Raw genomic sequence first — 19,010 nt, 5'->3', positions numbered from 1 at the left:
TTCAGATTTCGGATAGGATAGGAAGAGAGAGATGTCTTTACAGATCAGCGAGCGGGTCCGGAGCCTGGCGGCCCGGGCTCAGTCGGAATTGAGAGAACAATTTGACCGGATCGACGCCATTGCGGAGGTCAACACCCAGAAGGTCCTGGCCGCCTTCCAGAAGCACCATGTGGCCGAGAGCTATTTTGCCGGCACCACCGGCTACGGCTACGACGACCTGGGCCGGGACAAGCTGGAGGAGATCTATGCCGATATCTTCGGCACCGAGGACGCCCTGGTGCGCATCGGGTTTGTGAACGGCACCCACGCCATCTCCTGCGCCCTGTTCGGGGCCTTGAAGCCGGGGGATATTCTGGTCTCCGCCGTGGGCGCACCCTATGACACCCTCCTGGGCGTGATCGGCGTAGTGGACAAGGGCCCCGGCTCTTTGAAGGACTACGGGATCGAGTACCGGCAGGTGGAACTGGTGAACGACGCCCCCGATCCCGAGGGCCTGGCCCGGGCCGTGCAGGACCCCCGGGTTAAAGCGGTGCTCATCCAGCGCTCCAAGGGCTACTCCACCCGCTCCTCCCTCTCGGTGGAGGAGATCGGCGCCCTGTGCGCCGTGGTGCGGGAGCACAATCCCAACGCGGCCATCCTGGTGGACAACTGCTACGGGGAGTTCGTGGAGGAGCAGGAGCCCACCCAGGTGGGCGCCGATCTGGTGGTCGGCTCCCTCATCAAGAACCCCGGCGGTGGCCTTGCCCCCACGGGCGGATACCTGGCCGGGCGGAAGGATCTGATCGAGGCGGCCTCCATGCGCCTCACCGTCCCCGGCATCGGCCGGGAGTGCGGCTCCACCCTGGGACAGAACCGCGCCCTCTACCAGGGCCTCTTCCTGGCCCCCCACACGGTGGCCCAGGCGGTCAAGACGGCGGTCTTTGCCGCCAAAATGATGGAGCTTCTGGGCTACGCCACCGAGCCCACCTCCGACATGGTGCGCCATGACATCATCCAGATGATCCACTTCGGCACCCCCGAGCCCCTCAAGCAGTTCTGCAAGGGCATCCAGTTCGGCGCGCCGGTGGACTCCTATGTAACCCCGGAGCCATGGGACATGCCGGGCTATGACTGCCCCGTCATCATGGCGGCCGGCGCCTTCATCCAGGGCGCCTCCATTGAGCTCTCCTGCGACGCGCCCATGCGCGCCCCCTACACCGCCTATCTCCAGGGCGGCCTGACCTACGAGTCGGGCAAGCTGGGCGTCATGCTGGCGGTGGAGGAGCTGCTGCGGAGCGAGTAATCGGCCAAGCCGGCGGCGGCATATACTCCCTCAAGTGAGGTGAGTCTATACCATGCGGCGATGGATGCGACATATCTGGCTGCGCCGGCCCGCCCGGCCCGGCCGCTCCGTTCCCCGCAGGGGAGGGAAGGGCCTGCCCGCCCTGATCGGGGTGGGGCTGGCCCTTCTGCTGATTCTTCCGCTGGACGCGCTGCTCTCCCAATCGTTGCTCGCCCTGGCCTCCGCCCAGGTTCAGGCCCTTCTCTCGGAGGAGGTGAACGCCGCGGTGGCCCACCATCTGGAGGAGTACCCCCTCTCCTATGAGAACCTGGTCTCCCTTCAGGTGGGGGAGGACGGCACGGTCCAGACGCTCACGTCGGACCCCTTTGCCCTCAATCAGCTCCGCGCCCAGCTGGTGGAGGAGGTCAGCCGCCGTCTGCACGCCATGGAGCCCATGACGGTGTCCCTTCCCCTGGGCAATCTGACCGGCGTTTCCGTGCTGGGCGGGTACGGTCCCTCCATCCAGGTGCAGCTCCTGTCGGTCTCGGTGGCCGGGGCAGAGCTGCGCAACGAGTTCTCCGAGGCCGGGATCAACCAGACCCTCCACCGGATCTGGTTCGATGTGACGGCCAGCGCCGCCCTCGTCCTGCCGGGGCACAGCCTGGACATCCAGGCCCAGGTCCCGGTCTGTGTGGCCGAGACCATTCTGGTGGGGCAGGTCCCCCAGACCTATGTGCACATCTCCGGCGGGACGGAGAGCCCCTGAGGGGGGTACACGGGCACACCCAGTACAACAACCATCTGAAACATTCCAACGGGAGGTCCCTTATGGACGCAAAACAGGAAATACAGCAGCTGCGCCAGGAATTGGAACAGGCCAACTATGAATACTATGTACTGGACTGCCCCAGTATGAGCGACTACGACTTTGACCACAAGCTCCGCCGTCTGGAGGAGCTGGAGGCGGCCCACCCGGAGTACGCTGACCCCAGCTCGCCCACCCAGCGGGTAGGTGGGACCGTGGCCGACGGCTTTTCGCCCGTGGTCCATCCGGTTCCGCTGGAGAGCCTCCAGGATGTCTTCGACGGGGAGGAAGTGGCCGACTTCACCGTGCGGGTGCAGGAGGGCCTGGGCGCGGACCAGGTGGTCTACGATGTGGAGCCTAAGGTGGACGGCCTCTCGGTGGCCCTGGAGTACCGGGACGGCGTCTTTGTCCGGGGGGCCACCCGGGGCGATGGCCAGGTGGGGGAGGACGTCACCGAGAACCTGCGCACCATCCGCTCCATCCCCATGGTGCTGCCCGAAAAGCTCCCCAGCCTCATCGTGCGCGGAGAGGTGTATATGCCCAAGCAGGTCTTTGAGCAGCTCAATGCCGCGCTGGAGATCCAGGGGAAGCCCCTCTTCGCCAATCCCCGCAACGCCGCGGCCGGCTCTCTCCGGCAGCACGATCCCCGGATCGTGGCCGAGCGCCGTCTGGACATCCAGGTCTTCAACATCCAGCGGGCGGAGGGGAAGACCTTCTCCACCCACACCGAGACCCTGGACTACCTGAGGGAGCAGCACTTCAAGGTCATCCCCTATCGCCTGTGTACCGGCATCGACGAGATCCGGCAGGAGATCGACCGCATGGGGGAGGAGCGGGAGGACTACCCCTTTGAGATCGACGGCGCGGTCATCAAGCTCAACGATCTCGCCGACCGCACCATCCTGGGCAGTACCGCCAAGTTCCCCCGCTGGGCGGCAGCCTACAAGTACCCGCCGGAGCAGAAGCCCTCCCGGATCGTAGACATCGTGGTCCAGGTGGGCCGGACGGGCGTGCTCACCCCCAAGGCGGTCATCGAGCCGGTGCGCCTGGCCGGGACCACGGTCACCAACGCCACGCTGCACAATCAGGACTTTATCTCCGAGAAGGACATCCGCATCGGGGACACGGTCCTGGTCCAGAAGGCGGGGGAGATCATCCCCGAGATCGTCCGGGTTCTGCCCGATCTGCGCCCGGAGGGGACGCAGGCTTATCATCTGCCCTCGGTCTGTCCGGTCTGCGGGGCCCCTGTGGTCCGGGATGAGGACGGCGCCCACATCCGCTGTACCGGCGCGGAGTGCCCGGCCCAGCTGCTGCGGCATCTGGTGCACTTTGCAAGCCGGGACGCCATGGACATCGAGGGTCTGGGACCCGCGGTGGTGGAGGCGCTGGTGAAGGCCGAGCTAGTTAAGTCCCCGGCCGACCTCTACCGTCTGGAGGTAGAGCAGGTGGCTGCTCTGGAACGGATGGGCCAGAAGAGCGCGGAAAACCTGATCGCGGCCCTGGAGGCCTCCAAGGAGCGGGACCTCTCCCGGCTCCTCTTCGCCTTCGGCATCCGGCAGGTGGGGCAGAAGGCGGGCAAAGTGCTCTCGGCCCACTTCCGCACCCTGGACGCGCTGATGGCGGCCACCATCGAGGAGCTGACTGCCATCCCCGACATCGGGGAGATCACCGCCCGGAACATCGTCTCCTGGTTCGAGAGTCCCCAGAGCCGCCATCTGATCGAGTCGCTCCGCGCGGCAGGCGTCAATCTGGAGAGCCGGGAGGCCCCCGCCGGCGATCAGCTCGCGGGCAAGACCTTTGTCCTCACCGGCACGCTGGAGCACTTCACCCGGGACGAGGCCAAGGCGCGCATCGAGGCCCTGGGCGGAAAGGTCTCCGGCTCGGTCTCCAAAAAGACCACCTATGTGGTGGCGGGGGAGGCGGCCGGCTCCAAGCTGCGCAAGGCCAATGAGCTGGGCATCCCCGTGCTGACCGAAGAAGATCTGATCGGACTGTTGGAATCCTGATTACAAGAAATCCGGCGGCCTCTGCATCACCATAGCAGAGGCCGCCGGAATTTTTATTTTTGTCCCTTTGCTCCGTCCGGAACCGAAAAGAGAGCGGGAACCCTTCCATTTTCGCAAAGGGACCCGCTGTGGAGCGGAGAGCCCCTCCCCGCAAGGCGTTCCTGACCGGGGGAGGGGCGCATAGGATGGTCCGGAGACGCAGAAGTCCCCCCGCACCTGTCTCCAATTCATCTGAGGAGGAATCACACTTGTATCCAGATACCAACTCCCGCGCCCCGGGCAGCCGCATGGAGCAGGCACCCGGAGCGGAGAATGACCGCTGCTCCGACGGCTGCGGCCCGCTTCCCGAATGTGCGCCGCTGGCGGTCCCCTATGTGGCCTTCCAGCAGACCGACTCCAAGCGCTACAACCGGCAGGAGGCCCTCAACAACGGAACCCTCTTCCCGGGGCTGAATCTTCCCTTCCACCTGAAGCCGGAGGCAGCCGACGTGGTGAACGGCCCCCTGGCTGAGCTCCAGGCCCTGGAATTCGTCCTGGTGGAGCTGGGGCAGTACCTGGACACCCACCAGAGCGACCAGGAGGCCTTTGCCCTCTATCAGCAGTATGCCGCCATGGAGGAGGAGGGCCGCAGACAGTATGAGGCCCTCCACGGACCCCTTCGCCAGACCGCCACGGCCTCCAGCGAGAACTGGACCCAGTGGCTGAAAGATCCCTGGCCCTGGAACCTTGCGGAAGGAGGGAAGCGCTGATGTTCGTCTATGAGAAAAAGCTGCAATACCCCATCAAGATCGAAAACCCCAACCCGCAGCTGGCCTCCTTTATTATCAGTCAGTACGGCGGACCATACAACAATAGACTATTATTCAAGCTAAAAAAATACGATAGTAGATCTGGATGCAGTTGGACGCCTTATCGAACACGCATTTCTCCACCGCATCATGGACCGCCTTCTTCTTGGCGTCCAGTGTGGACTTGGGATCGGTCAGGACCGCGATGCACTGCTGGATGTTCTTCCGCAGAATGGCCTCTGCTTTTTGGGGGTCTTCCGGCCGGTCCAATTCTTCCAAACGCTTGGAAATATGGGCGGCCTGTTCCTCCAGCGCGGCCTTGGCGGCGCCGTAGCTGGACAGATCCTCCACGCCGGCAAGGTAGGCCTCCCGCAGGCGGGCCAGCTTGGCGGTGAGCTGCTTCTGCTGCTCCTGGAGCATGGCGGCCTCGTTGATCTGCTCCGGCCGGGACCGGACAATGGAATAGGACAGGGGAGCGGCCCCTTCCGCGTCGTACCGCATCCGGGAGAGGATCATGCCCTTCAGCTTTTCGTCTGAGATGTGCTGAGAGGTCTTGCAGCCGCCCCGGACATAGTTGTTGCACTTCCAGTAATGGGGCTTGGAGAAAATGAGCGTGGTGCCGCAGGAGGCGCATCGGACCAGCCCGGTCACCCAGTCCCGGTTCTCGGACAGGGGCCGGCCATGGTATTTGTGCTGCGCTTTGACCTGGGCCATCCGGGCCTGCACGGCGTCCCACAGCTCCTGTGAGATGAGCGGCTCGTGCTGGGCGTCCGAGAGGATGATGTTCTCGTTGGTAAAATCCCGGCGGGTCCGTCCGGCGGGATTCCACCGCAGCTTTCCGATGTAGGCCGGGTTGCGGAGGATGTACTCCACCGTGCGGTTCTCGAAACGGCCGCCCCGGTGGGTCTTGGCCCCCAGGGAATTGAGCCACTTGGCCAGGGGGAACAGGCCCTCTCCATCCCGGAAGCGCTGGAAGATCGACTGCACCAGCGCGGCCTCCTCGGGGACCGGGACCAGGACATTGTGCTCCACCCGGTAACCGAAGGGGGGCGTGCTCTGGAGCCCGCCCCGGCGGGCCTTCTCCGTCATGCCGCGCTTGACCTCCTCGGCCAGATTGATGGAATAATACTCATCCATGGCCTCGATGATGGCCTCCATGAGGATGCTGGTCTTGTCGTCGGTGAGGGGTTCGCTGATGGAGATGACCTCGATGCCCAGCTGCCGGCGGAGCATGGACTTGTAGACGATGCTGTCCTCCCGATTGCGGGCGAAGCGGGAGAACTTCCAGAGGAGCACCGCGTCAAAGGGCTTGGGTTTGGTCTTGGCCAGGCCGATCATCTGCTGAAAGGCCTGGCGCTTGCCTGTGTGCTTGCCGCTGATGCCCTCGTCCAAAAAGACAAATTCGTTGGGGATGATATAGCCGTGGGCCGCGGCATACTTCCGGATCTCGACCAGCTGGGCGTCCGGGGAGTATTCGGCCTGATCCTCCGTGGAGACCCGGATATAGGCCGCGGCAATCTGATAGTTCCGGCCGCTCATACCACCGCCTCCGGAAAGACCTTGGACAGGTCGATAAAGCAGCCGTCCAGCACATGGACCTTCAGCACATCCCCGGGGGTTCCCAGATCCTTGGCGGTGTAGTGGCCGCTTTCCAGCACGAAGGACTGGATGCTCCGGGCGGAGGGGTCCACGATCCAGTATTCCCGCACGCCGGCGCGCTGGTACAGGTTGTACTTGGTCAGGCGGTCGTGCCGCAGGCTGGAGGGGGAGAGGATCTCTATGATCAGATCGGGCGCGCCCTTGCAGCCCACCTCATCCAGCTTGTCGCGGTCGCAGACCACGGAGAGGTCGGGCTCGACCAGGGTGCGGACATCCTCCGGCCGGTCGCCGGGGCGCTCAAAGAGGCGCACGGCAAAGGGGGCCGGATAGACCCGGCACTGCTTGCCCTCCAGGTAGTTGGCCAGCTGCCGGGTGAGCTCGGTCAGGATCTCCTGGTGGGCCCGGCTGGGCGGCGCCATCATCACCGGCGCGCCGTCAATGAGCTCAACACGGTCCGACTCCTCCCAGCTCAGTACATCGGCCAGGGTATAATGAGATTCTTTTGGGAGCGGCATAGTAAGACCTCCTATGGAGTTATGCAGAGTGCGTATCCTCATCATTTAATTTTAAGGTTTCTCTGTACTCTGTGGCATCTGGTATATCCACAAATTTGACCGTGGCATTATGCTTTTCCAATACAACCTTTTTTATTTCATCCAAATCAACACGGAAAAATTCTTTCCTTGGGTTTACTCTGTTTACCCGTTCTGCGTTGAAATGCTGGTGAAGAATGGCCTCCAGTCCAGGTGCGTCATCTGAGAAGATCATCGCGTGGACATCAAATGGGAAGGGAACAGAAGCGCTGCTCAACTCAGCGATTCGATCCATGGGCTCAAGACGCCGAGTCATACCGATTTTAAAAACGTGCTCCCCAAAAGAGCCGATATTAGAAATAATGTACACAAATCCGGCCCGGGTATTTTGCTCCCGATTCAGGATATCCTCCTTATTGGCCTGGAGATCTTTTAGTTTATCCTGTAACTCCTGGATTTTGTCAATGTAGATCTGTCGCTCAATATCGTCCTTTGCCTTTTGCATATAGGCCATTAACTTGTTGACCTCATTTGTAAATTGGGCTTCTTCTTTTTCAATTTTTTGTTTTTCACGCTCAAGCTCTCTTCGAACTTTTTCTTCCTCCACCATTTGTTCACGGATTGCACGCTTTTGCTCCCTCTCATCCGCTTCTTTTACCATATATGCATATACTAAACTAAGCTCTTCATACTTCGATGCAAGGTAAGCCTGTGTGATCTGTACCGAGTCAGAGGAGAAGATTTTATTCAGAGCATCGAAAGAACGCTGGATTTTGGCTCTGGACGAATCTACGTTTTTAACGGTCACAGAGGCCAAGATATTAGAACATTCCGCATTGAAACAGCGGAGAAGCTGTTTGCTTTGGGTTGTTATAAATTTCTTTTTTGCAGTAGAATCTATAATCTGTATCGCACTTCCATCCCGGACTAAAGTATCTTGCTTTCCACGCAGCATGGTCAACTCATTTTTAATCTCGTCTGATCTCAGATTTTCATATGCATCAATTCGAACCATATTCGGAACGATATCGAGATTCAATGTTTTCAATTCGCTCAGCAGCTCCGCACGCTGGGAAGACAAGATGCCAACTTCTTTTGTGAGAACTTTCACCCGGTCCTCAGCATCACGGATTATCCGGTCCGCTTCTGTGTGCTTTGCAACACTGTATGCATCAGCATCTGTTACTCCACCGGCAATCTTGGATACCTCTTTTAGTCTTTGCTGTGTTTTTTGTAGAGCAAATAGTGTTGCAAAAAAAGCAATAGGAAACCCCAGTATCCATAGCCCTGCCATAAAGTTAAGAACACTGTCCAGATTCATAGAAAATTCCTTCTCTCTATATTTAATACGATAGATGATTATGCACAATTTTGTGCCTCATCCAATAGGGATCCTCTCTTGACGTTATAGAACTGATGTTCTATAATAAGCAAGAATAATTTCGTATTGCGGAAAAAGGGGAGGGATTACGTAATATGGTGCCAACTTTCAAAAAGGATCAAAAAATAGAAGAATTGCTCTTTTTGATTGCAAGGAACCAAGGTATTCCAGAATACATCCAGCACCTGTTAGCATGTGCGATTGCCTATGAGAAGGCAATGAAGTAAAAAGCAGCCCCGGAGGGTCAGCCCTCTGGGGCTGCTTTTTTTGCAAAGCCGTCGACCAATTTCTGGATGACGGCTTTTTCCGTGTCATCCAGGGCCCAGTATGATTTGATGATCCGTTTGATCAAATCATCGTTTGAAATTGTGATCTGAGCGAATATGTTCTGAAGTTCCTGATCTTCGTCAACCTTGAGAAACATTTCGCCTTCTCCAGTACGAAGCCAGACTTCCGATACATTAAATTCGCGGCAGATATCGGCAATCGTGCGGTCACTTGGTGTTGCGTCAGGGTCTTTGCCAAACTTTGAGATATACGCTGGAGTAACATTGATTTTCCTTGCAAAATCGCTTTTATTTCCACCTGTCTTTTCTACGATATTGATTATTCGATTTGCGATGGTATCCAATTTATCACCTCCTACCTGCTTCACATTATACCCAGTGGCATGTCAAAAGGCAAGATAGATTTTAAACTGAGTTGAAAAAACATATTGATTTTTAAACTAAGTTAATATATAATGTTACCAGGTTGAAAACAGTGAAGGAGGTGAGCTTATGTATGCCATCATTGACGCTGCAAAGCTGGCTGACGTTCAGGCTTTGGCCGATAAGCTGGCACAGCTGCCAGAATCTGCACTGCTCTATATTGCTGGCTATGCAGAGGGCAGAGCCGACGCGGCAAGGGAGCAGAAGAAGGAAGCCAGCTAAAACCCCCGCACAGAAGGGCGGAGTAGGAGAGGAGGAAAACCAGATGGAAGAGACTATCCATATCCGGGAGCTCAGGACCAGCAGGATGCACCCGGACCACATCAAGGTGGAAGTGAGCGGAAAGGTCATGCCGGAGGAGCTGGTCAGCATCATGGCCATGCTGCGGCGTGCGGCGCGCATCCGGAAGCAGGAGGGAGCAGCGCCGCTGTCCTATGAGATCGTAAAAAGCCCCCGCCCACAGTGAGCGGGCGGGGGAAAGGGTCAGGGAGAAGCGGCGTCGATGTCATCATAGACAATACCTTCGTAGGGAGCATCGTCAGTAAACGCTTCAAAGGAAAGGCTTGGGGGAAGGGCATTTTCCCCTGTGCCGTCGGCGTCCAGGATCGAGACCGTGACCCAGTCCATTTTGTCGTCCAGCATCTGTTTGGCGATCTCGTAAAGCTCCTTCACGGAAATCGTGATTTCGTCCATATGCACACCTCCTTTCTGTACCTATATCCTATCACGTCGGGAGCGGCACCACAAGAAGGGAGACCTGTATGAAAGTAGAAAAAATTGACAGAGCGTGGAGGGAGTCTGGAATGACCATCACGGCGCAGAAAGAGGATGAACCGAAGGCCAGCTAAAACCCCCGCCCCGTGCGGCAACACGGAGCGGGGACGGGAGGGGGTGAGGAAGATGGATCAGACGCAGATAAGAGAAATCCTCGGCAAGCAGCTGGAACTGCTGGCCGAGGTTTCTGAAAGCAAGCCGAGTAATCTGCCGGAATTGTCGGTGGCTATGTGTGAGATAGCCGACCGGCTTGAGGAGGTACAGGACCCGATCAGTCGTTCGGGATGCTTTGAGAGTGGGATGCTTGAGGCTTCGGCAAAATCGGAGCTGGGAAAAGAACTGGATGAGGCGATTGGCCCCGATGAGTTTAAGGCGCTCGGACAAGATTTGGCCCTTGTGATTGCAAAGCACAAGTTGACAAGAAATCCAAAAATCTGTGAAAAGGTGTTCCGCTATATGTCCTTTGTGATTTTAGGCTGGAACTCTTTGTAAAGCGGGCAACTAAAACGGTCCTTGCAGAACATGAGTTCATATTCTTGCTTCTGTTCATGCCTAGGAAGTTTTGAATTTTCAATAATCGGACACTCTGCACGCAGAAACTCCCATATGCCACCGGGCGATTCTCTGTACCATCCATATACTGATACATCAACATTCCACAAGGGGCATTTCCCGCTGTTGGCCTTAAATATAGATGTCATTACCATGTAAATACCTCCTTTTTCTATGGATTCCATTCTAACATGGCTAAGGACAGCAGGACAAGCGAAATCCCGCCCCGTGCGGCAACACGGAGCGGGGTAATAAAGTGGAGGAGGATGGAAGTGATATTAGGCGTGATTGCACTTGAAACGGATGGAGATGAGAGGCTAATCAATACAAATCTGTTTAAAGCATTCGCCGAGAGGAGTCAAACTGGCAAGGCCGTTTTCGATTAAAAGCTTCCACGAAGGTTTTTGTCTTTGGATCTCTTGCAACACCCCTTTGTAATATGAGGTTTCCTTGAATTTGTCATATACGTGTTCCTTGGTCAGAAAAGTGCCATGGGAGACGTCTATGAGGCCGAGCCGAGCAAGACACGAGATGGACTGAGACTGTTTTTCAATATCGTCGATTGTATCGTTAACAGCCTCATTTTCCAAAAATACATTGTAACAGAGCGTTACATATCCATTCTCGCTTTTCTGAATTTGATATTCAACAATAGGAAGATCGGCCTTAAAATAGGTCAGATTTTGGGCGTCGAGAGGTGACATCTGTCGAATGATATCCGGGAAGGAAGGGTGGATGGCAGGCGTCTTGGAGGCGTCCATGGAAGAGGCAACGAGCTTTGCGAACATTTCGCGAATCTCTGGTTCCTCAAAATAGTATTTTGAGGCCTCCAGTGCGGGGCCGACGACGGAAAGGGCAGGCTCACAGAGATTTTCTTCCGGAATCGAGGCCACATGACGATCCAATGAATCTCGAAAATCCTCCAACGCTTTTTTTCGTGTCAGGCGCTTTCTCTCCACATAGGTATTGAAACCGCCGAACACTAAATCCCATATATCTGCAAGTGTTTGGCCAGCCGAAGAGCAGACCGGAGTCAGAAGGTGATTCGCAGGTTCGGTTACTTTATCCAATATTTCAGGTATATCAGAAACAGGCACAAAATCACATCCTTTCTTCCAAATCTTATCATATTCCTCAGGAGTAGACAAGTGAATTCCCAACAGGTAACAAAAGCCGTGTCCGATGATTGCAGCATCAGACACGGCAAGGGGGGAACCGGAAACATGGCGCCCAAGTTCCACCCTCATTATGACGAACCAGAGCGCCGCTGTCAAGGCCAGAATAGGACGGGCCGGAGGCGGCATAGCGTGAAGATGAGGTGATACTATGGTAGTTCTGACCACGCCGGAGGGCTGGACCTTCAACTCTCAAGCATTTGTCAACATCAAGGGCCGGTATTACGACATGGACGAGATCACCCCGGAGCAGAAGCGCTGGGTCAGTACCATGATCAACGTCCAGGGCCTCAACGCGGCCTTTGCCGGAGAGCGGGTATACCGTCCGGCCGAGCCGCTTCCCCCGCTGGAGGAGGTTTTCCCGGAATTTGCCGCGGAGCCTACTACATAAGAAGGAGAGAAACACCATGTACAGTAAGACAACCAAGGCCATCGTGGCCGACCTGATGGATCTATCCCTGGAGCACGGCCCCATGGAGCTGGCCGTCACCGAGGAGACCGAGGACGGAGATTTTATCCCCAGCATCCTGGACGCCGAGTGGAGCGTCATCCAGCGGGAGGCAGCTGCCGAGCGGGAGCGGCGGGAAGCCGCGGGGAAGTACCGCAGCCGCAACCGGCAGCGCCGCCGGGCCGCCCGCCTGCGCCGGAAGGCGTATGCCTGTATTGGGGGGCTGCTGCTCCTGACCGTCCTGGCCACCATGGGCCTTTCTGTGTGGAGGTGATGGAGGTGGCCGCAAAAGAGCGACTCTATAACTATGAAGTGAGCCACCCGGAGTTTGGCGTGGTCACCGTCCAGACCATCGGGCCGGACTCGGCCACGCTGCTGGCCGCTGAACGTTGGGGCCAGAAGGAGAACTGGAAGTACATCGTGGGCGGCATGAGCGTCCGGAAATGCGGCCGGGCCCTGGAGCCCACCTGCCGCCGGTGCGGAAAGCGCACCGCGGAGCCGGGTCTGTGCCGGGACTGCCGGGCGGCGGAGGAGTTTACCCGCCGCCAGATGGCGGATATCCAGACCAGGGACCGCCGTGCGGGGATGCGGCGATGAGGACAAAAACAGCCCCCTGCGTTCGGTGCGGTCAAACACAACGCAGGGGGCGGCAGAGACCAGCAGCGCAGACGCCGCCGGATACACCTATCCTATCACAGAGGTGTCCGGCGGCGCAACCATATTTCCTGGAAAGGACGTGGAAGCGATGAAATTGTTTTCCTCAAAGCAGGGGAAGGGCGTCTGGATCGGCGGCGGCGCCACAAGGCCGTGGGACGGCGCACCCTCTGAGGGCGCCGTGGAGCGGGAGCGCCATCACTATGCGCCGCCGGACAAGCGGTGCTTTGACTGCAAGGTGCCCGGCGGGTGCGATAAGCGGCACCCCCTGTGCGCCCTCAAGCAGAAGAGCCAGGAGAGCGCGCAGGAGCGGCGGGAGACCTTCCTGCGGCTCTATGCCGAGGGAAAGAGCGACGGACAGATCTCCCGGGAAATGGGGCTCTCCCGCTCAACCATCGCTGGCCGCCGGAAGCGCCTGGGCCTGGAGCCCAACGGGAAAAAGAAAGGAATGGTGTGATATGGACAGGATTGATGAGGCTGTGCGGAAAATCGCAGAGGAGAAGACACGATTCAAGGGCGGAAGAAAAGAACAAGCCGTCAAGGATGAGGTCGCGGAGGCCCTGACGAGATTTGTCAGACAGGATGCGGAGTTTGCCCAGGCCGTGGTCCAGGCAGACGGAACGCTGAGCGATTGCTGCGCCGCAGCCATGAAAGGAGTCGGAAACTGTATCAGCGATCTGAAGCTCTATCAGAAAGCCGTGCAGTTCTATTTCCCAGGTGCAGATATCCGCTGCCAGATGACGATCGATCTGTGCGCATCTGTACATGGGGATGCGGAGACAAGTCCCGTACCAGTGCAAATGGACAAGCCTTCCCGTAAGGCCGGCGTGCTCCTGGACCTGACCGATTTTCTGTAAGGAGGCGCGGGAGCATGGGCAAGGAATATCCGAACGGATTCCCGGTGGTGACGGGGGAGGACATCAAACGAATCAATGCGCTCTTCCAACCCTATGTTTTTTACAGCACGGGCCGGAATGGAGATCGCAGCTGTACCTGCACACACTGCGGAGAGCGGTACATTATCGAGTCACTTCCGCGCCTCATGACACCGGAATGGCAGAGCTTTATGGGGGCGCGGCACAACGGGGCCGTGAACTGTCCCAAATGCGGTGTACGGGCAATTTTGAAAAATATTGGCATCGCAAAAAGCAGAAAGAATCTGGTGGAGTGGTGCAAGGCGATCCTGTTCCACACAGACGGCGAAACCGTATGGGCCGAGGCGGCCTATGTGCGGAAGGACTACCGGGATGGGCTGTGCCCGGAACTGGAGGTCATGCCGAAAATGTGTTATCGCTTCACGCCCGGAAAAGCACAACAGTGGAAGATCCTGCATGATTGGACCGGGTTGGGACTATCGCCGGGTGGAAGAGTTCTGGATGAGAGTTGGATCGAGACCCGGAGTATTTATGAGCCGTTTCCGGATGGATACGGGTATTGGGCCTATATGGCCGGAGGATATCATGCGGTGGGCCTGGATCGCCTGAAGGATTCCTTTCTCCGATACTGCGGATACGAGCAGTTTGAGCGGGAAGGGCACAAGGTATGGATGGACGGCTACATACACACGGCGCTCATGCGCTATCTGGGGGCCGCGACGCGTCGTCCCCAACTGGAAATGATGGTCAAGATGGGTCTCCGAGAGGCTGTGCTGGATCTGGTGATCCGAAAGAGAAGCGGAAAAGGCATCGACTGGACACAGACAGACCCAAGAAAGGGATTTGGACTGGATAAGGCAGAGCTGAAAGAGTTTCAGGCGGTAGAAGGACGGCTGGAGCTGCTCCGACTTTATAAAAGTCTGCGCACCGCTGGAAAAGAATGTACCTTCCGGCAGCTGGAGGATCTGCGCCTGCGTGTCGGAAGTGCAGAGCTGGGAAAGCTCATCCGTTGGTGTATCCGTCTGGATCTGAACGTGGGACAGGCTGTGAACTATTTGAAAAAGCAAGATGCAGACTGGCAGCGGCGTGGAGCCATTGCAGTATGGGAAGAGTGGCGGGACTATCTGGAGGCCGCAGAGTTCCTGCGTTATGACCTGACCGTACACAATGTACAGCGCCCGAAGTCTCTAAAGGATGCCCACGACAGGGCAACCGAGGCAAGAGGCATCCTGGAGGCAAAGCAGGCAGACAAAGAAGCCCGGGTCCTGGTAAAGCGCTTGATGCAGAAGTACCGATTTGAGTATGCGGGCTATCTGATCCGGCCTCCATACTCCGTCAGTGAGATCGTGGAAGAGGGGAAGGCACTCCGACACTGTGTAGGAGGCTATGCCGCCCGCCATGCGCAGGGGAAGCTTACGATCCTCTTTCTGCGTGATAAGCGTCATCCAATGAGGCCTCTTGTTACCATCGAGATGCACGGGAACCATTTACAGCAGATCCATGGATACCGCAACGAACGGGAAAGCTGCCCGGAGAATCCGGAGCGGGAGGATCCAAAGGTAAGATATGCTGCGATCCTGGACCCGTGGCTCTCATGGGTAAAAAACGGAAGTAAACGCGACAAGGACGGCGCGCCCATCCTGCCTGCCGGTGCGGCTGCGCCTGCGGATCAGATTGCATAGGAGGATGTACGATGGAAGATCGTGATTTTGAAGCCCGCTGCCTAGCAGCGGATGCCGGGATGGCCCTGGAGCCGGCGCCCGAGCGGACAGTGGAACTGGTCACCGTGGAGATCAAGGCCCTCCACAAGCAGGCACAGCAGATGGCGCTTGGATATGCCATCGAGATCGGACGGAGGCTGGTAGAAGTCAAGGCCATGCTGCCCCATGGGCAGTGGGGGGACTACCTGCGAGACCGACTGGGATACAAGTCCAGCACCGCGAACAACTTTATGCGGATCTTTGAGGCCTACGGGGCGGAGCAGCAATCCCTCTTTGGCCCGGTGGCAAAATCCCAAGCGCTTGGCAATTTGAGCTACACCAAGGCCCTGGCTCTGCTGGTTTTGCCGGATGAGGAGCGTGAAAGTTTTCTTTCTGAAAACGACGTGGAGGGCATGTCCACCCGGGAGCTCCAGACGGCCCTCAAGGAGCTGGCTCAGGCCCGGGAGGATGTGCAGGCTGCAGAGGCTGCCCGGAAGAAAACCGAGGAGGACATCCGCCTGGCCAACGAGCGGCTTTCCGGGATGGGCCGGGAGGTGGAGGCCGCCCGGGAGGCCCAGCGCACCGCAGAGAACCAGGCGGAGGGATACCGCCTAAAGCTGGAAGAACAGCGCAGAAAGACCGAAGAGGCGGCAGCTTCCGCCGACGAGGAGGTCAGCCGCCTGCGTGCGGAGCTGGAGGAGCTGCGTGCCAGCCCGGTGGATGTGGCCGTGGAGAAGGTGGTGGACGAGGAAGCTGTCCGCGCCGCCGCGGAGCAGGCCCGGGCAGAAGCCGAGCGGGAGCTGGAGGAGCGCATCCGCAAAGCGGAGACGGAAAAAGAGCGGGCCCGAGAGAAGGCCGCCAAGGCAAAGGGCGCGCTGGAAGAGCTGAAGCAGCGGCAGGAGAAAGAGCTGGAAGAGGCCCGCACCGCCCGGGAGCGGGCCGAGGAGCAGCTGGCCCAGGCGGAAAAGAAGATCCAGGTGGCCAGCAGCGGGGAAGTGGCATCCTTCCAGGTCTACTTCCGACAGGCGCAGCAGATGGCGGAGGAGATGTGGGAGATCATCCGCTCCATGCGCGGCAACGGACAGGCAGAGACCGCCGACAAGCTCGCCCGCGCCATGGAGGCTCTGGCCGACAAGCTGCGTGAGGAGCCGAAGCCGGAGGACACGCATGAATGAGCGGATATGGGGGCGTGTCTCCCTGGCGTTCCGGAGCTGCGCGCCAATCGAAGAGAGGTTGGTTTTTCCGGGTGGCGTGGAGCTTTTCATCCAGGTATGCCGTGCGCCGGCCGTCTGGAAGCCGGCGGCGATGGTGATCCAGATGCGCCTGGAAGAACCGGGGATGACCCAGACCCAGACATTCGGCTCTCTAGAGCAGGCCAGGGACACCCTGGAGAAATGGAGGAATCGCATATGAGTCAAAGACAGTGCAAGCGCGCCAGAAAGGCGCTGAAAGAGCTGGAACAGAGGGACCGGGAGCTGTGGGAGTTTTTTGTGTACCTGTGCCGCCGTCCGGCTCCGTGGCGGATCGCCGCATACCTCAGATGGAGGCTGGAGGGAAAACGAACATGGGAGATCTGAACCGAAAAGAGGAGGCCATCCGCTGGCTGACCCAGGAGCTTCGGTCGCTGCGCCTTGCACCGGACATCAACGGATGCGATATGCAGCCTCATTGGCAGGAGCAGATCGACATCCTGGAGACCTGCCTGGAGGCGGTGCGGGCCTGCCATATAGGTGACACATCTAAAATGGTTCCACTGGCGCAGGCTGATATAGAAACAATGCACTTTGAGCGGGTCTGGATCGACTATGGAGAGGACAGAGAGGATGGAGTTGTCCTCTATGGCAGACTATACTCCATCGATACCCTCGATGGAGCCGGTTTTGAGGATTTGCTCTTGGACGCGACGGGACACGGCGGGGAAAACATTGAAAGCTCAAGCGGAGCGTATACGCTTTACCGCAGGCCGCCGGAAAGGAAGCGCCCGTAATCAAACAAAAAGCCGCCCCCTGAATGGGGGCGGCAGAGATCACGGATCACGGGAGAAGGTGGCCCACAGGGCCCAGAGGAACATGAGGAGCGAACACACGCCCAGCGCTCTGGACGAGAGATCATCCAGCATCGTACCGGCAAGGAGGCATACGATCAGCAGGAAGGCCGCGATGAACCAGATGATTCCAAGAAAAGACCGGCTGCGTTCCCGAAACCGGGCGGCAGGAGAGGAGGCCCGTTCGATCTGCTCGTCCAGCTCCCGCAGGCGGGCCTTCTTCTCCTCCAGCTGCTCCTCCAGATGGTTGAGAAAGGCGCGGCCGGGTGAATCGTGCGCCATCGCACGGACGGGCGCCATATCGGGACCGAGGGTGATGGAGGTCAGGCTGACGATTTGCTGGCGCAGCCTGGCGCGTTCCGCCTCCAGTTCCATCCGTGTCATAGCGATCTCCCCCTTTCTTATCTGCATCATAACAAAAATTGCAGAGAAGTCAAGGATGGTAATTATTTTGATAATCCAGAAAAAGGAAATCGCAGAACAGCCCGGAGAGGTGGACAAGCCCTCTCCGGGCATCCGACTCTGTGATGACGCCCCGGGCACTCGCCGGGGGCGCGGTCAGAGAGCCGGCACTCCTTATATATCTTATATATAAGGATACGCGCGTTCTTATGCGGGGCCCTTAGACCGCTAATTATCGCACCAGAGCCACAGGAGAAGAAAGAACAGAGAGCGGAGCAGGAGGAAAGGCAGTGAAGCAGCTCATGCGGTACAAGATCATATCCGGCCGGGTGGTGGAAAAACGGGATGTGCTCATGGAGGTAACCAGGACCCGCAAGCCAAGGGGAGGCCGCAAGGGAAAATCGACCATCAAGCAGGTAGAGCGGAACGAGCGGGAGAGCGTGCTTGCTCTGGCCCGGTTTCTGAATTGCAACTACCGGGGCGGGGATCTCTTCCTCACGCTGAAATATTCCGACAGACGTCTCCCGGCGGATCGGGCGGAGGCAAAGCGCATCGCCAAGAACTTCATCCGACGTCTGGCCAGGGCCTACCGGAAGAAGCACGGCAAGGCGCTGATCTGGGCGCTGGTCACGGCAGACCGCTCCTCAAAGACAGGAGACCCTGTGCGCCTGCACCACCATGTGGTACTCAACGCCATGGACTGGGAACTCATCGCCGCCAACTGGCCCGCCGATGAGTTCTCCTGCCGGCATTTGGATGACAGTGGGGACTATACCGCCGTAGCCCGGTACATGGTGCGCAATGCCGGATATGGACGGGGGGAGCAGTGCTGGAGCTCCGCCAAGAAGGGGGCAAAGCGGCCGGTCTACTCCACGCCGGTCCCAGTGCAGCAGGCAGGTTCTGTGCGAGTGCCCAAGGAGGCCAGGATCGTGGAGCGGGAACTGCATGAGAGCGCCGAGAGCGGATTCTCGGCGGCCTACATACGCTACATCATGCCCAGGGAGCGGGCGGAACAGTCCCACAAGGGGAGAAAGGCAGGTGGCAGACAGGATGAATGAGGGATTTCCCACACGCCTGCGCAGGCTCCGGGAGGCCAGGCGGATGAGCCGCCGGACGCTGTCCGAGCTGTGCGGGCTGAGTAAGAACATGATCGCCGTCTATGAGCGGGGGGAGGCGGACCCATCGGCGGCTACGCTGTGCCTGCTGGCGGATCACTTCGGCGTCTCCACCGACTACCTGCTGGGACGGTCAAAAAATTTTTGACGTGCCCAATATATTGGGCAACTTGCCTCCGGGGTGTGGT

At 58.4% G+C, this 19,010-nt stretch carries 26 protein-coding genes and 1 pseudogene; 20 read left to right on the top strand and 7 right to left on the bottom strand.

The genetic code is table 11. The features are described 5' to 3' along the window. Positions 1–31 precede the first annotated feature (31 nt). The 5 genes and pseudogenes from H8S34_RS09950 to H8S34_RS09930 form a co-directional block, all read left to right on the top strand. The gene (locus H8S34_RS09950) at positions 32–1,282 is read left to right on the top strand and encodes a methionine gamma-lyase family protein (RefSeq protein ID WP_101693083.1); all 1,251 of its coding nucleotides are present in this window, start codon (positions 32–34) and stop codon (positions 1,280–1,282) included. A 64-nt stretch (positions 1,283–1,346) separates the two neighbouring features. Then, the gene (gene yunB / locus H8S34_RS09945; protein ID WP_186963891.1) at positions 1,347–2,027 is read left to right on the top strand and encodes a sporulation protein YunB; all 681 of its coding nucleotides are present in this window, start codon (positions 1,347–1,349) and stop codon (positions 2,025–2,027) included. Between the two features lie 62 nt (positions 2,028–2,089). Further along, a complete protein-coding gene (ligA, locus tag H8S34_RS09940) occupies positions 2,090–4,072 on the top strand; it encodes an NAD-dependent DNA ligase LigA (RefSeq protein ID WP_186963890.1) in 1,983 nt (660 codons plus the stop codon). Positions 4,073–4,320: 248 nt separating this feature from the next. Beyond that, the gene (locus tag H8S34_RS09935) at positions 4,321–4,821 is read left to right on the top strand and encodes a spore coat protein CotJB (RefSeq protein ID WP_243207978.1); all 501 of its coding nucleotides are present in this window, start codon (positions 4,321–4,323) and stop codon (positions 4,819–4,821) included. Further along, positions 4,821–4,916, top strand: a pseudogene (locus tag H8S34_RS09930) (manganese catalase family protein); the annotation flags it as partial. The gene H8S34_RS09935 and the pseudogene H8S34_RS09930, both read left to right, overlap by 1 nt. Before the next feature lie 19 nt (positions 4,917–4,935). On the opposite strand, the gene H8S34_RS09925 reads toward H8S34_RS09930, so the two are convergent. From H8S34_RS09925 to H8S34_RS09910, 4 genes are all read right to left on the bottom strand, one after another. Then, positions 4,936–6,399 carry a recombinase family protein gene (locus tag H8S34_RS09925; RefSeq protein WP_186963889.1) on the bottom strand — a complete coding sequence of 488 codons (1,464 nt, stop codon included), beginning with the start codon at positions 6,397–6,399 and terminating at the stop codon, positions 4,936–4,938. Next, positions 6,396–6,974 carry a Uma2 family endonuclease gene (locus H8S34_RS09920; protein ID WP_186963888.1) on the bottom strand — a complete coding sequence of 193 codons (579 nt, stop codon included), beginning with the start codon at positions 6,972–6,974 and terminating at the stop codon, positions 6,396–6,398. The genes H8S34_RS09925 and H8S34_RS09920 overlap by 4 nt, the downstream gene beginning before the upstream one ends. Before the next feature lie 19 nt (positions 6,975–6,993). Beyond that, positions 6,994–8,313 (bottom strand): SNIPE associated domain-containing protein, encoded by a 1,320-nt coding sequence (locus H8S34_RS09915; protein WP_186963887.1) that lies wholly within the window; start codon positions 8,311–8,313, stop codon positions 6,994–6,996. Positions 8,314–8,617: 304 nt separating this feature from the next. After that, positions 8,618–9,004 carry a helix-turn-helix domain-containing protein gene (locus H8S34_RS09910; RefSeq protein WP_186963886.1) on the bottom strand — a complete coding sequence of 129 codons (387 nt, stop codon included), beginning with the start codon at positions 9,002–9,004 and terminating at the stop codon, positions 8,618–8,620. A 148-nt stretch (positions 9,005–9,152) separates the two neighbouring features. Between H8S34_RS09910 and H8S34_RS09905 the strand changes: the two genes are divergently transcribed. Beyond that, positions 9,153–9,305: a hypothetical protein gene (locus H8S34_RS09905; RefSeq protein ID WP_186963885.1), complete on the top strand. Its 153-nt coding sequence runs from the start codon at positions 9,153–9,155 to the stop codon at positions 9,303–9,305. A 43-nt stretch (positions 9,306–9,348) separates the two neighbouring features. After that, the gene (locus H8S34_RS09900) at positions 9,349–9,549 is read left to right on the top strand and encodes a hypothetical protein (RefSeq protein ID WP_186963884.1); all 201 of its coding nucleotides are present in this window, start codon (positions 9,349–9,351) and stop codon (positions 9,547–9,549) included. A gap of 17 nt (positions 9,550–9,566) precedes the next feature. Here H8S34_RS09900 and H8S34_RS09895 read toward each other — a convergent pair whose 3' ends face one another. Beyond that, entirely contained in the window at positions 9,567–9,776 is a 210-nt protein-coding gene (locus H8S34_RS09895; RefSeq protein WP_186963883.1) for a hypothetical protein, read from the bottom strand. A 207-nt stretch (positions 9,777–9,983) separates the two neighbouring features. On the opposite strand from H8S34_RS09895, the gene H8S34_RS09890 reads away from it, so the two are divergent. Continuing rightward, on the top strand, positions 9,984–10,349 hold the full coding sequence (locus H8S34_RS09890) for a hypothetical protein (protein ID WP_186963882.1): 366 nt from the start codon (positions 9,984–9,986) through the stop codon (positions 10,347–10,349). A gap of 377 nt (positions 10,350–10,726) precedes the next feature. Here H8S34_RS09890 and H8S34_RS09885 read toward each other — a convergent pair whose 3' ends face one another. Continuing rightward, the gene (locus H8S34_RS09885) at positions 10,727–11,713 is read right to left on the bottom strand and encodes a DUF4393 domain-containing protein (RefSeq protein WP_186963881.1); all 987 of its coding nucleotides are present in this window, start codon (positions 11,711–11,713) and stop codon (positions 10,727–10,729) included. 22 nt (positions 11,714–11,735) lie between these two features. Here H8S34_RS09885 and H8S34_RS09880 point away from each other — a divergent pair, with 22 nt between their 5' ends. From H8S34_RS09880 to H8S34_RS09835, 10 genes are all read left to right on the top strand, one after another. Next, a complete protein-coding gene (locus tag H8S34_RS09880) occupies positions 11,736–11,975 on the top strand; it encodes a hypothetical protein (RefSeq protein WP_186963880.1) in 240 nt (79 codons plus the stop codon). Between the two features lie 16 nt (positions 11,976–11,991). Next, a complete protein-coding gene (locus tag H8S34_RS09875; protein WP_186963879.1) occupies positions 11,992–12,306 on the top strand; it encodes a hypothetical protein in 315 nt (104 codons plus the stop codon). Positions 12,307–12,311: 5 nt separating this feature from the next. After that, a complete protein-coding gene (locus tag H8S34_RS09870) occupies positions 12,312–12,629 on the top strand; it encodes a hypothetical protein (RefSeq protein WP_186963878.1) in 318 nt (105 codons plus the stop codon). Positions 12,630–12,777: 148 nt separating this feature from the next. Then, on the top strand, positions 12,778–13,143 hold the full coding sequence (locus tag H8S34_RS09865; protein ID WP_186963877.1) for a helix-turn-helix transcriptional regulator: 366 nt from the start codon (positions 12,778–12,780) through the stop codon (positions 13,141–13,143). Between the two features lies 1 nt (position 13,144). Next, entirely contained in the window at positions 13,145–13,543 is a 399-nt protein-coding gene (locus tag H8S34_RS09860; protein ID WP_186963876.1) for a hypothetical protein, read from the top strand. A 14-nt stretch (positions 13,544–13,557) separates the two neighbouring features. Continuing rightward, on the top strand, positions 13,558–15,243 hold the full coding sequence (locus H8S34_RS09855) for a PcfJ domain-containing protein (protein ID WP_186963875.1): 1,686 nt from the start codon (positions 13,558–13,560) through the stop codon (positions 15,241–15,243). An 11-nt stretch (positions 15,244–15,254) separates the two neighbouring features. Beyond that, on the top strand, positions 15,255–16,436 hold the full coding sequence (locus H8S34_RS15360) for a DUF3102 domain-containing protein (RefSeq protein ID WP_186963874.1): 1,182 nt from the start codon (positions 15,255–15,257) through the stop codon (positions 16,434–16,436). Continuing rightward, positions 16,429–16,674, top strand: coding sequence for a hypothetical protein (locus H8S34_RS09845; RefSeq protein WP_186963873.1), 246 nt, complete (start codon positions 16,429–16,431; stop codon positions 16,672–16,674). The genes H8S34_RS15360 and H8S34_RS09845 overlap by 8 nt, the downstream gene beginning before the upstream one ends. Next, the gene (locus H8S34_RS09840; protein ID WP_186963872.1) at positions 16,671–16,838 is read left to right on the top strand and encodes a hypothetical protein; all 168 of its coding nucleotides are present in this window, start codon (positions 16,671–16,673) and stop codon (positions 16,836–16,838) included. Before H8S34_RS09845 ends, H8S34_RS09840 begins: the two co-directional genes overlap by 4 nt. Beyond that, the gene (locus H8S34_RS09835; RefSeq protein ID WP_186963871.1) at positions 16,826–17,248 is read left to right on the top strand and encodes a hypothetical protein; all 423 of its coding nucleotides are present in this window, start codon (positions 16,826–16,828) and stop codon (positions 17,246–17,248) included. Before H8S34_RS09840 ends, H8S34_RS09835 begins: the two co-directional genes overlap by 13 nt. Before the next feature lie 39 nt (positions 17,249–17,287). On the opposite strand, the gene H8S34_RS09830 is transcribed toward H8S34_RS09835, so the two are convergent. Further along, positions 17,288–17,689: a hypothetical protein gene (locus H8S34_RS09830; protein ID WP_186963870.1), complete on the bottom strand. Its 402-nt coding sequence runs from the start codon at positions 17,687–17,689 to the stop codon at positions 17,288–17,290. Positions 17,690–17,997: 308 nt separating this feature from the next. Between H8S34_RS09830 and H8S34_RS09825 the strand changes: the two genes are divergently transcribed. Together H8S34_RS09825 and H8S34_RS09820 are read left to right on the top strand one after the other, a co-directional pair. Continuing rightward, positions 17,998–18,765, top strand: coding sequence for a hypothetical protein (locus tag H8S34_RS09825; protein WP_186963869.1), 768 nt, complete (start codon positions 17,998–18,000; stop codon positions 18,763–18,765). Then, on the top strand, positions 18,758–18,970 hold the full coding sequence (locus H8S34_RS09820; RefSeq protein WP_186963868.1) for a helix-turn-helix domain-containing protein: 213 nt from the start codon (positions 18,758–18,760) through the stop codon (positions 18,968–18,970). Before H8S34_RS09825 ends, H8S34_RS09820 begins: the two co-directional genes overlap by 8 nt. The last annotated feature ends 40 nt before the right edge of the window (positions 18,971–19,010 follow it).

This window comes from Pseudoflavonifractor hominis, from assembly GCF_014288125.1.
Lineage (GTDB): Bacteria > Bacillota > Clostridia > Oscillospirales > Oscillospiraceae > Pseudoflavonifractor_A > Pseudoflavonifractor_A gallinarum.
This window is presented reverse-complemented; position numbering and strand designations above follow the sequence as displayed.